Below are 12,183 nucleotides of genomic sequence, written 5' to 3' on the forward strand. Positions count from 1 at the left end.
GCCGCTCTTGCAATCCGGTTACTGCAATCGTTCGGTTTGCGGGCTGGTCTTACTTTTTCTTCGCCGCCGCCGCCGAAGCAAAGCGCTCGCGCAACTCCTTGCCCTTGCCTGGAATGGTCTTCTGGCGGGCGCGGCCGAAGGCCAGCGCGTCGTCGGGCACGCTTTCGGTGATCACGCTGCCTGAGGCGATGTAGCCGCCCTTGCCGATGGTGACAGGCGCCACCAGCGACGAATTGGAGCCGACAAAAGCGCCCTCGCCGATGTCGGTGAAGAATTTCGAATAGCCGTCATAATTGCAGGTAATGGTGCCGGCGCCGATATTGGCCCCAGCACCGACACGGGCGTCGCCGATATAGGTCAAATGGTTGACTTTGGCGCCCTCTTCGATAACCGCCTGCTTGACCTCGCAGAAATTGCCGACCTTGGCCTTGTTCCTGAGATCGGCGCCCGGCCGCAGCCGCGCGTACGGCCCGACATCGCAATTGGACGCAATGGTGGCGCCCTCGATATGGCTGAAGGCATGGACCTTGGCGCCCGTGGCAATCTTCACGCCCGGACCGAACCAGACATGGGGCTCGACGATCGTGTCAGTGCCGATCTCGGTGTCGTGCGAGAAATACACGGTCTCCGGCGCGATCAGCGTCACGCCCGACAGCATCGCCTCATGCCGCCGGCGCGCCTGCCAGATGGCTTCGGCTTGCGCCAGTTCGGCGCGGTTGTTGATGCCGAGCGCGCTTTCGAAACTGGCTTCGGTGGCCACGACATCGAGGCCTCGCGCACTGGCGATCTCGACAATGTCGGTGAGATAATACTCGCCCTTGGCATTCTTGTTGCCGACCTGATCGAGCAGCGCCAGCGCATGGGCGCCGGCCACCGCCATCATGCCGGCATTGCAGAAGGTCATTTTCCTCTCCTCCTCGGAGCAGTCCTTCTCCTCGCGGATGGCGGTCAGCTTGCCGTCCTTTTCGATCAACCGGCCATAACCAGTCGGACTGGGCGGGCGGAAGCCGATCACGACGACGGCAGCGCCTTCAGCCAGTTTCAGCCGCGCCACGGTCAGCGCATCTGCATCGATCAGCGGCGTGTCCCCGAACATGACCAGGATATCGTCATAACCCTTTGATATTGCATCGCGCGCGGCAAGCACGGCGTGCGCGGTGCCAAGGCGCTTTTCCTGCACGAAAGTCTCGGCCTTGGGCGCGAACTTTGCCGCGGCCTTGCGCATCTCGTCGGCGCCATGGCCGATCACCAGCGCCTGGCTGCCGGCACCCGCCTCTTCCGCTGCCTTCACCACATGGGCGACCATCGGCAGCCCGGCAATCTGGTGCAGCACCTTCGGCAGCACGCTCTTCATGCGCGTGCCTTCGCCGGCGGCGAGGATGACGGACAGGCAGGATCTCTGGCTCATGGATGGGCAACCATATGAAAGGGTTGGGAATCAAGACAGGGTAGCAGTGGACCCATGCTTCACCAATGCGGTTAAATTCCGGTGAGATGGCGGAGCAGCTGACTCTTAATCAGCGGGTCTTAGGACAGAATTCGGCAGTCAGCACCCCTACAACAGGCCGTGTTTCCTGAATTCCGCCTGCTCGTCACCCGATATCCAGCCAAACACCTTCAGCTTGCCATCGCGCTTTTCGACGAGATAGTTGATCGCAAAGTCGATGGTCACGAGACTCCCATCCTTGCGTTCATAGTCACCGGACCAGTTTACCTCAGCCACGCAATGGTCCTGATCGATTGGCATCACCGAGACATCGACGCAGGTCATTCTCTTGCTGCCGAGGGCACGATAGGCCTCAAAACCCTTTGTCATAATGGCCTTCAACTGCTCGCCATTCTCGCCAACCATGACCGCCGCCGGCGTCACCGAGACAAAACCCGCCGAATACATGTCCGCGACGTCGTTGAGATCGACGGTGTCGGCGATCGCGTCATTGTAGATTTTCTCATAGGCCTTGAAGAATTTTCGCACATCCGCCTTGGCTACCATTCTCGCCTCCCGGCTCGAAAAAGTGTTGGTCAACGGCACTGCAAATGCGGGCTGGTGTGCATCGTTCCCGTGCGGGGGGAGACTACCCCAGCCGCCCCAGCACTGGAAAATTCTCCAGCAGCCAATACGACACGGTCTGCACGCCACCAGTCAGAAAAAACACGCCGGCGATCACCAGCAGCGCGCCGATGGCCTTTTCGACGCGGCCGAGATGGACGCGGAATTTGCCGAGGAAGCGCATGAAGGCGCCGGAAAACAGCGCGGCGATCAGGAACGGGATGCCCAGCCCGAGCGAATAGGCGGCGAGCAGCAGCGCGCCCTCGCCCACCGTTTCACGGCCGCCGGCCAGCGTCAGGATCGGTCCCAGAACCGGGCCGATGCACGGCGTCCAGCCGAAGGCGAAGGCCAGCCCCATGACATAAGCCGCGACCGCACTTGCCGGCTTTCCCTGTGACTGGAAGCGCGCCTCGCGTGACAGCAGCGGAATGCGCAGGACGCCGAGGAAATTCAGGCCCATCAGGATGATCAGCACGCCTGCGCCCATGGCAAGCGGCTCCTGCCAGACGCGTAGCAGCCGGCCGATGGTCGAGGCGCCGGCGCCGAGCGCGACAAAGACGGTCGAGAAGCCGAGCACGAAGGCGATCGAAGAATAAATCAGCGCGCCGCGTGCGCCTTCACGCGCTGTCGCACCCGCATTGCCACGGAAATCGTCGACCGAGACGCCGGCCATATAACAGAGATAAGGCGGCACCAGCGGCAGCACGCAAGGCGACAGGAACGAAATCGCCCCAGCCCCGACCGCGCTGACATAGCCGATGTCCAATGCCATTTCCAAGAACTCCAATGTCGTGACGCCGATATAGCGACGCGCAGCCTTGTCCACCAATCACCATTGTGTTGGCAAGATCATCCATTGCCCGACGCACTTGCCAGGAAGAAACGACAGCCCGCAGGCGTTGATGCTGTGAGGCCGCGATTTCCCGCGCGTCTCCAGATATCAGTCAGGAGATTTCCATGAAAACCATAACCGCAGGACTGGCAGCGCTTCTGCTCAGCACCGCCGCATCCTTCGCTGCCGACGCGTGGAAGGAAGCCGAGGTCAATGGCGCCAAGATCTACACCGACGCCAATGGCATGACGCTTTACACCTATGACAAGGACGAGAAGGGCAAGAGCAACTGCTACGACAAATGCGCCACCAACTGGCCGCCGCTGAAAGCCGAAGCCGGCGCCAAGGCGGATGACGAGTGGAGCGTCGTCGACCGCACCGACGGCACCAAGATGTGGGCCTATGACGGCAAGCCGGTCTACACCTTCATAAAGGACAAGAAGCCCGGCGATGTAACCGGCGACGGCGTCGGCGAAGTCTGGCATATCGTCAAGGCCGACTAAGCACGCCAGTCCCGCTGCTGGCGGGACAAGGGCTGGTCGCCGGGCATCTCCATGCCATCCGGCGGCCGGCATCGAACAGCCCGTTATAATGTCGCCCGTCCTGGTTTGGGCAGCATTTCAACGACTCGGCGGAAAAATGAATCGGGTCGTTTCCGCTGACTCAGGCCCACCATCTGCCTTTCCCAAATTCTGTGATTTTCTCCATACACTCTAAGAGTGTATTGCTGCGGACCGGCCCGCAATTTGGGCGCTTCCCCTTGACCGGATGCAAAAGCGCGGCCATGTGAGCGACAAATAGAACGAGATTTCGTCGCGCGCAGCGGAATTCTTCTGCCGCGCCACAGCTGATATGAGACCTCATGGACGTCGTCGTCGTCGAATCGCCGGCCAAGGCGAAGACAATCAACAAATACCTCGGCAAGAACTACAAGGTTCTGGCCTCGTTCGGCCATATCAGGGATTTGCCGGCCAAGGATGGCTCGGTGCGTCCGGATGAGGATTTCGCCATGTCCTGGGCGGTCGACACCGCCTCCGGCAAGCGCCTCGCCGACATCGCCAAGGCGGTCAAGGACGCCGACGGCCTGATCCTCGCCACCGATCCGGATCGCGAAGGCGAAGCGATTTCCTGGCATGTGCTGGAAGTTCTGAAGCAGAAGCGCGCGCTGAAGGACAAGCCGGTCAGCCGCGTCGTCTTCAACGCCATCACCAAATCGTCGGTGCTGGAAGCGATGGCCAATCCGCGCCAGATCGATGCGCCGCTGGTCGATGCCTATCTCGCCCGCCGGGCGCTGGATTATCTCGTCGGCTTCACGCTGTCGCCGGTGCTGTGGCGCAAACTGCCGGGCGCCCGTTCGGCCGGACGCGTCCAGTCGGTTGCGCTGCGTCTCGTCTGCGACCGCGAATCCGAGATCGAGCGCTTCATCCGCGAGGAATACTGGCAGATCGCTGCACTGCTGGGCACGCCGCGCAACGAGAATTTCGAAGCGCGGCTGACCGCCTTCGATCGCAAGAAGCTGCAAAAGCTCGACATTTCCAACAAGGCGCAGGCCGACGACATCAAGTCGATGCTCGAAGGCGCAACCTTCAAGGCGGTGTCGGTGGAAGCCAAGCCGACCAAGCGCAATCCCGGCCCACCCTTCACCACCTCGACGCTGCAGCAGGCCGCCTCGTCGGGCCTCGGCTTCTCGGCCAGCCGCACCATGCAGGTGGCGCAACGCCTCTATGAAGGCATGGAGATCGGCGGCGAGACCACCGGTCTGATCACCTATATGCGAACCGACGGCGTGCAGATGGCACCCGAGGCGATCGACGCCGCACGCGATGCCATTGCCAAGGAATTCGGTCCGAAATACCTGCCGGAAAAGCCGCGCCAATATACGGCCAAAGCCAAGAACGCCCAGGAAGCGCACGAAGCGATCCGCCCGACGGATTTCATGCGCACCCCGGCATCGGTCAGGCAATATCTCGATTCCGACCAGATGCGGCTCTATGAGCTGATCTGGAAGCGCGCCATCGCCAGCCAGATGCAGCCGGCCGAAATCGAGCGCACCACCGCCGAGATCGAGGCGGTCAATGGATCGCGCACCGCGGAGCTGCGTGCCATCGGTTCGGTCGTTCGGTTCGACGGTTTCATCGCCGCATACACCGACCAGAAGGACGACGATGCGGAAGACGAGGAAAATCGTCGCCTGCCCGAGATCCGTGCCGGCGAGCAGCTTGCCCGCCAGGCGATCAACGCCACCCAGCACACCACCGAGCCGCCGCCGCGTTACTCCGAAGCGTCGCTGATCAAGAAGCTGGAAGAGCTCGGCATCGGCCGGCCTTCTACCTATACGGCGATCCTGAAGACGCTCGAGGACCGCGACTATGTCACCATCGACAAGCGCCGGCTGGTGCCGCAGGCCAAGGGCCGGCTGCTGTCGGCTTTCCTCGAAAGCTTCTTCAAGCGCTATGTCGAGTACGACTTCACCGCGTCCCTCGAGGAAAAGCTCGACGAGATTTCCGACGGCAAGCTCGCCTGGAAGGACGTGCTGCGCGATTTCTGGAAGGATTTTTCCGGCGCAGTCGCCGACATCAAGGAACTGCGCGTCACCGACGTGCTGGATGCGCTGAATGAAGAGCTGGCGCCGCTGGTGTTCCCCGCGCGCGAGGACGGTTCGAACCCACGCATCTGTCCGAAATGCGGCACCGGCAATCTGTCGCTGAAGCTCGGCAAGTTCGGCGCCTTCGTCGGCTGCTCCAACTATCCCGAATGCTCCTTCACCCGCCAGCTCGGCGATGCCGCCAACCCCAATGGTGAGAATGGCGGCGGCGAAGACGGCACCAAGATTATCGGCAAGGATCCCTATACGTCAGAGGAAATCACGCTGCGCAGCGGCCGCTTCGGCCCCTATCTGCAACGCGGCGACGGCAAGGAAGCCAAGCGCTCCAGCCTGCCCAAGGGCTGGACGGCAGAGTCGATCGACCATGAAAAGGCGCTGGCGCTGCTGTCATTGCCGCGCGATGTCGGCCAGCATCCGGAAACGGCCAAGATGATCTCGGCCGGGCTCGGCCGTTACGGCCCGTTCGTGCTGCATGACGGCACCTATGCCAATCTTGAAAGCATCGAGGACGTGTTCTCGATCGGCCTCAACCGCGCCGTGTCGGTGATCGCCGAGAAGCAGCTGAAGGGCAAGGGTGGCCGCAATGGCGGCACGGCCGCTGCGCTCAAGGAGCTCGGCGACCACCCCGATGGCGGCGGCAAGATCGTCGTGCGCGACGGCAAATACGGGCCTTACGTGAATTTCGGCAAGGTCAATGCTACGCTGCCCAAGGGCAAGGATCCCCAGTCGGTGACGATGGAGGATGCGCTGGCGCTGATTGCCGAGAAGGAAGCCAAGGGCGGCGGCGGCAAAAAGCCGTTCCGCAAGGCGGCCGCGGCCAAAGCTCCGGCAACCAAGAAAGTTGCCGCCAAGAAGCCGGCTGCGAAGAAGCCGGCCGCGAAGAAAAAAGGGTAGGACAGCGTGGCGCGCAAGATCACCGGCAGAACCCACGGCGATCCGCGCACCGCCGACACCAGGGCCAAGGTCAAGGACGACTATCGGCCGTCGCGTGACGAAATCCTGCGCTACATTGCCGAAAATCCGGATCGCGCCGGCAAGCGCGACATCGCCAAGGCGTTCGCGCTGCGCGGCGATGACCGTATCTGGCTGAAGGACATTTTGCGCGACCTGCAGGACGAAGGCTTCCTCACCAAGGAGCGCAAGGGGCTGGCCCGCGTCGGCGCCCTGCCCCATGTCACGGTCCTCGATATTTTCGACCGCGATGCCGATGGCGTGCTTTTGGCGCGCCCAACCGAACACACAGCCAATGGGCCGCCGCCCATCGTTTCCATCCGCCTGTCGCGCAGTGGCAGTGGACCGGCGCCCGGCATTGGCGACCGCGTGCTGGCCAAGACCTTTCCGGCCGACGACACGAACGTCGCCCTGGGCGGCCCCGCCTACACCGGGCGGGTGGTGAAGATTTTCGAAAAACGTACCGATGCCGTGCTCGGTATCTTTCGCATCCTGCAGGACGGCACCTTCCGCATCGAACCGGTGGAACGGCGCCAGCCCGAACTGATCGTCGACAAGGAATTCCAGAACGGCGCCAAGAATGGCGACCTGGTCGAGGTCGAGCCGGCGCGAGCCTCCCGTTTCGGCTTGCCGAGAGCCAAGGTGCTCAACGTGCTGGGCTCTCTAACCAGCGAAAAGGCGGTCTCTATGATCGCCATCCATGCGCACGACATTCCGCATATTTTCCCGGCCGACGTCATCGCAGAATCCGAAGCGGTCAAGCCGGCGACGCTGGATCACCGCGAGGATTGGCGCGACCTGCCGCTGGTCACCATCGATCCGGCCGACGCCAAGGACCATGACGACGCCGTCTTCGCCGCGCCGGACCTCGACGAGAAGAACCCGGGCGGCGTGGTCGCCACCGTGGCGATCGCCGACGTCGCCGCCTATGTGCGCTATGGCACTGCATTCGACCGCGAAGCGCTGAAGCGCGGCAACTCGGTCTATTTCCCGGATCGTGTCGTGCCGATGCTGCCCGAGCGCATCTCCAACGATCTCTGCTCGCTGCGCGAGGGCCAGGACCGGCCGGCATTGGCGGTGCGCATGATCTTTTCGGCCGAGGGCCGCAAGCTCAGGCACACCTTCCATCGCGTCATGATGAAGTCGGCGGCAAAGCTCGCCTACCAACAGGCTCAGGCGGCGATCGACGGCGCGCCGGACGACAAGACAGGCCCGATCCTCGAAACCGTGCTGAAGCCACTGTGGGACGCCTATGCGATCCTGAAGCGCGGCCGCGATGGCCGCCAGCCGCTCGAACTCGATCTGCCGGAGCGCAAGATCGTACTCAAGCCGGACGGCACCGTCGACCGCGTCATCGTGCCGGAGCGGCTCGATGCCCACAAGCTCATCGAAGAATTCATGATCCAGGCCAATGTCGCCGCGGCCGAGACGCTGGAGGCGAAGAAGCAGGAGCTGGTCTATCGCGTCCACGACGCGCCGTCGCTCGCCAAGCAGGAATCGCTGCGCGAGTTCCTGCAGACATTGGGCCTGTCACTGGCGCGCGGCGCGCAGATGCAGCCAAGCCAGTTCAACGGCATTTTGGAGCGCGTGCGCGGCGCCGACAATGAAGGCCTTGTCAACGAAGTGGTGCTGCGCTCGCAGAGCCAGGCCGAATACTCGCCAAAGAACATCGGCCATTTCGGTCTCAACCTCCGCCGCTACGCCCATTTCACCTCGCCGATCCGCCGCTATGCCGATTTGATCGTGCATCGCGGACTTATTGCCGCACTCGGACTGGGTCCAGGCGGGCTGACGCAGGACGAAGCGGCACGGCTCGAAGATGTCGCGGTGCTGATCTCCGGCACGGAACGCCGCGCAATGGCGGCCGAGCGGGACACGGTCGACCGTCTGATCGCCGCCTATCTCGCCGAACGCGTCGATGACCGGTTCGATGCCCGCATCTCCGGCGTCACCAAATCAGGACTATTTGTCCAATTGCCGCAGTACGGCGCGGATGGTTTCATCCCGGTGTCAACTCTGGGCGGCGATTACTATATATACGATGAAACGGCTCGCTCCCTGTTCGGAGAACGCTCTGGCAAAGGCTACCAACTCGCGGACCGCGTCGAGGTCCGGCTTGTCGAGGTGGCGCCGATGGCCGGCGCAATGCGCTTCGAGATGTTGACCGACCCAAAGCCTCTGCCGGGCTCCAAGCGGTCGTTTCACAAGGCCAAGGGCCGCGCCCGCGCGTCGCAATCGCGACCGGGTTCGCGCGGCAGGAGACGATGATGACAACAGCCATGGAAGAACAGGTTTTCGGCGGAGAACATCACTCGGGCCGGGCCGCACGCCCGCTGTGGACGGCGATGAAGCGCGGCCTGCTCGGCCGCTGCCCGCATTGCGGCGAAGGCAAGCTGTTTCGCGCTTTTACCAAGACCGTCGACACATGCGGCGTCTGCGGCGAGGAATTGCATCACCACCGGGCCGACGACCTGCCGGCCTACCTCGTCATCGTCATCGTCGGCCACATCGTGCTGGGCGCCTTCATGGGCGTTGAGGCGACGTCGACTTTGTCCATATGGCAGCACATCGCCATCTGGGTGCCGCTGACCATCCTTTTGTCGGTTGCGCTGCTGCAGCCGGTCAAGGGTGCCGTCATCGGACTGCAATGGGCCTTCTATATGCACGGCTTCGGCGGCGAGCACGACGTGATCGAGCCGCATCCCGGAGCCTAGGCCGCAGCCAAGAATGCTGCCTGGCGCAACATACCGACCGTGAAAGGCCACTTTCGCTTGCCAGAAGTTTCCGCTAGGTCCTGCGCATGGACGGTATGACCAAGGCGGAAGTCGACAGGATCGAGCGGAGCATGATCGCTCATAGCGACCGGCCAATTCGCCCGCGCGACGCGGCAACCCTCATCCTGCTCGACCGCAAGGACGACGACGTACTGGTTCTGATGGGTCGCCGCCATGCCGGCCACGCCTTCATGCCGGGCAAGTTCGTCTTTCCCGGCGGCCGCACCGATCCGGCCGATAGCCGCATACCGGTCGTCGCCGCCCTGCACCCGAAGCAGGAAGCCAAGCTGATCGCCGGGCCGGGGCGCACAAGCGCCGCACGAGCCCGCGCCATCGCCCTGTCGGCCATCCGAGAGACCTATGAGGAAGCCGGGTTGCTGATCGGCCGCAAGGGTGCTTTCGCAACCCCCAGATCCGACTGGCAAGGCTTTGCCGAACACGGCGTGCAACCCTCTCTCGACATGCTGCGCTTTGTCGCGCGCGCCATCACGCCGCCCAACCGGGTGCGCCGCTTCGACACCCGCTTCTTCAGCGCCTGGCGTGACGACGTCGCGGTCGAGCTGCCCGGTGGCGGTCCGACCAACGAACTGGAAGAGCTGGTCTGGCTGCCGCTTGCCAAGGCCAGGGAAGCCGACATACCCGACATCACCCGAATGATCCTGGACGAGCTGGAAAAGCGCCTCGCCCATGATCCACTGTTGCGTCCAGGCGGTCCCGTGCCCTTCTACCGGCTTGTCCGCAGCCGCTTCATCCGCGAACTTCTCTAGAGCAATTCCAGGAAAGTGTGACGCGGTTTTCCGTCCGAATTGCGTAAGATCAAACAGACAGAGTATTCAGCATCCATGACGGTCGATACCCAACCAAAGGGCGACGAGCGCGTACACTGGCTGCCGATGGTGGCGGCGATCTCGTCGATCAGCGTCGTCGGCATCGCCATCGGCCTCGGCATGCCGCTGCTCAGCGTCATCCTTGAAACACGCGGCCACTCGGCTTCGATGATCGGCCTCAACACCGCCGTCGCCGGCCTCGCCTCGATCGCCGGCGCGCCGCTGGCGACCCCGCTCGCCATGCGCTTCGGCGTTGCCTGGACCATGATCGCCATGATCGCCGCCGGCGCGCTGGCCTTTGTCGGCTTCCATTTCGCACCCGATTTCTGGATGTGGTTTCCACTGCGCGTCGTGCTGCACATTGCGCTGACGGTGCTGTTCATCCTGTCTGAATTCTGGATCAGCACCTCGGCGCCGCCGCACCGGCGCGGCCTTGTCCTTGGCATCTACGCCACTGTCCTGTCGCTCGGCTTTGCCGCCGGACCGTGGCTGTTCGCTCATCTCGGCAGTTCCGGCTTCAGGCCGTTCGGCGTCATCATTGCGTTGGTGACGCTGGCGGCCATACCCGTGCTGGCAGCACGCAACGAGAGCCCGTCGATCGCCTCGGATGGCGAAACCAGCAATTTCCTGCGCTACATCTGGCTGGTGCCGTCGGCGACCGCTGCCGTGCTGGTGTTCGGCGCGGTGGAAACCGGCGGCTTTGCGCTGTTCCCGATCTACGGCAGCCGAATCGGCTATTCCGAGGCCGATGCGGCCCTTCTGCTGACCATGATCGGCCTCGGCAATGTGTTGTTGCAGATCCCGATCGGCATGATCAGCGACCGCGTCAGCGATCGCCGCTACCTGCTGATTGCCTGCGCGACGGTTGGTCTTATCGGCACCGTGTTCATGCCCTTCTTCGCCCAGAATTGGCATTTGATGGCCGCGCTTCTGTTCGTCTGGGGCGGCGTCGTCGCTGCCATGTACACGATCGGCCTTGCCCATCTCGGCTCGCAGCTTTCCGGCCATGAACTGGCGTCGGCCAATGCCGCCTTCGTGCTGTGCTACGGCGTCGGCATGGTGCTCGGCCCGCAGGCGATCGGCATCGGCATGGATGCGTTCGGCCCGTCCGGCTTCGGCTGGTCGCTCGGCCTGTTCTTCGCCGCCTATATCGCTTTGGTCGCCGTCAGGTTGGTTCGCAAGATCCTGCTGTAGCGCGACTGCGGCCTGCCATGCATTTGGCACGGCACGGTGACAGGCTGCTGACAGAACCGTGTCAGGAGCACAGGGCTAAAAAGGTGTCCCAAAACACTTGAGGACACTTCCATGATCGACAGCGGCTTTGAAACCACATCGCTACGAATGACACTGCTTCTGCTCGTGACCTTCCAGGCTCCGGCCGCCGACGTCGACCGCATCATGGATGCCGTGGTGGCGATCGCGCCGCTGGCCATGGGCAAATATGACCGCAATGCCTATCAGTCGGCGCACGGCATCGAACGCTACAGGCCGCTTGACGGTGCGGCCGCCGGCGCCGAAACCGAATTGCGGCGGCGCCCCGGCACGGTCGAGGTTTCCTTCGAACTGCCGGACGACCAGGCGCTGGCCGCCCGCGTCGTCGAGGCGATTTTCCAGGCGCACTCCTACCAGGAACCGGTGATCCGCATTCAGCCGATTCTCGCCAGCCGTTCCAAGGGGCTGGACGACCGCGCCAATCCGAATCGCTGGTGGAACACGACCGGAGACTGGAAGAAGGTTGCGGCATCGGCGACGGAAACCGCATGATTTCCGCTCCCGAGCCGGCTCTGGCGGGTCGCACAAGGCCTACCGGGCTTGACTTTCCGGGCGCGTTCTTTATGTGTCGCGCCAAGTTTCCCGCGTCCGGGTGTTTCCCCGTGCTCCAGCGGCCAAAACCCCACGAACAAACGGACTGATATCATGGCCAAAGCCGCAAACATCAAGATCAAGCTTCTGTCGACCGCCGACACCGGTTTCTTCTACGTGACCAGCAAGAACAGCCGCACCAAGACCGACAAGCTGTCGTTCCGCAAGTACGACCCGGTCGCCAAGAAGCACGTCGAGTTCAAGGAAACCAAGATCAAGTAATCCGGGTTTCCCGCCGCAATGCCGAAACGCCGCCCAATGGGCGGCGTTTTTCGTTTGTA

Annotated in this window: 11 protein-coding genes; 8 read left to right on the forward strand and 3 right to left on the reverse strand. The window is 63.0% G+C overall.

Annotated features, from left to right (window positions below; all coding sequences use genetic code 11):
• Positions 1-49 precede the first annotated feature (49 nt).
• From glmU to AC0NIL_RS20915, 3 genes are all read right to left on the reverse strand, one after another.
• Entirely contained in the window at positions 50-1,408 is a 1,359-nt protein-coding gene (gene glmU / locus AC0NIL_RS20905; protein WP_473573400.1) for a bifunctional UDP-N-acetylglucosamine diphosphorylase/glucosamine-1-phosphate N-acetyltransferase GlmU, read from the reverse strand.
• Between the two features lie 147 nt (positions 1,409-1,555).
• A complete protein-coding gene (locus tag AC0NIL_RS20910; RefSeq protein WP_013531913.1) occupies positions 1,556-1,993 on the reverse strand; it encodes a hypothetical protein in 438 nt (145 codons plus the stop codon).
• An 82-nt stretch (positions 1,994-2,075) separates the two neighbouring features.
• Positions 2,076-2,822: a cytochrome c biogenesis CcdA family protein gene (locus tag AC0NIL_RS20915; protein ID WP_013531914.1), complete on the reverse strand. Its 747-nt coding sequence runs from the start codon at positions 2,820-2,822 to the stop codon at positions 2,076-2,078.
• 185 nt (positions 2,823-3,007) lie between these two features.
• On the opposite strand from AC0NIL_RS20915, the gene AC0NIL_RS20920 reads away from it, so the two are divergent.
• The 8 genes from AC0NIL_RS20920 to rpmG all read left to right on the forward strand — a co-directional run bounded on the left by AC0NIL_RS20920 (position 3,008) and on the right by rpmG (position 12,124).
• Positions 3,008-3,385, forward strand: coding sequence for a COG4315 family predicted lipoprotein (locus AC0NIL_RS20920; RefSeq protein WP_024503571.1), 378 nt, complete (start codon positions 3,008-3,010; stop codon positions 3,383-3,385).
• 359 nt (positions 3,386-3,744) lie between these two features.
• A complete protein-coding gene (topA, locus tag AC0NIL_RS20925) occupies positions 3,745-6,381 on the forward strand; it encodes a type I DNA topoisomerase (RefSeq protein ID WP_473573402.1) in 2,637 nt (878 codons plus the stop codon).
• A gap of 6 nt (positions 6,382-6,387) precedes the next feature.
• The gene (gene rnr, locus AC0NIL_RS20930) at positions 6,388-8,706 is read left to right on the forward strand and encodes a ribonuclease R (RefSeq protein ID WP_473573404.1); all 2,319 of its coding nucleotides are present in this window, start codon (positions 6,388-6,390) and stop codon (positions 8,704-8,706) included.
• An 11-nt stretch (positions 8,707-8,717) separates the two neighbouring features.
• Complete coding sequence (locus tag AC0NIL_RS20935; RefSeq protein ID WP_024503574.1) at positions 8,718-9,152, forward strand: DUF983 domain-containing protein; 435 nt, start codon at positions 8,718-8,720, stop codon at positions 9,150-9,152.
• An 86-nt stretch (positions 9,153-9,238) separates the two neighbouring features.
• Positions 9,239-9,979, forward strand: coding sequence for an NUDIX hydrolase (locus AC0NIL_RS20940; protein WP_013531919.1), 741 nt, complete (start codon positions 9,239-9,241; stop codon positions 9,977-9,979).
• Between the two features lie 75 nt (positions 9,980-10,054).
• Positions 10,055-11,233 carry an MFS transporter gene (locus AC0NIL_RS20945; RefSeq protein ID WP_275953135.1) on the forward strand — a complete coding sequence of 393 codons (1,179 nt, stop codon included), beginning with the start codon at positions 10,055-10,057 and terminating at the stop codon, positions 11,231-11,233.
• 111 nt (positions 11,234-11,344) lie between these two features.
• A complete protein-coding gene (locus tag AC0NIL_RS20950) occupies positions 11,345-11,803 on the forward strand; it encodes a YqfO family protein (protein ID WP_024503577.1) in 459 nt (152 codons plus the stop codon).
• A gap of 153 nt (positions 11,804-11,956) precedes the next feature.
• Positions 11,957-12,124 carry a 50S ribosomal protein L33 gene (rpmG, locus tag AC0NIL_RS20955; RefSeq protein ID WP_006201775.1) on the forward strand — a complete coding sequence of 56 codons (168 nt, stop codon included), beginning with the start codon at positions 11,957-11,959 and terminating at the stop codon, positions 12,122-12,124.
• Positions 12,125-12,183 lie beyond the last annotated feature (59 nt).

The sequence above is a fragment of the Mesorhizobium sp. WSM1343 genome, from assembly GCF_055901535.1.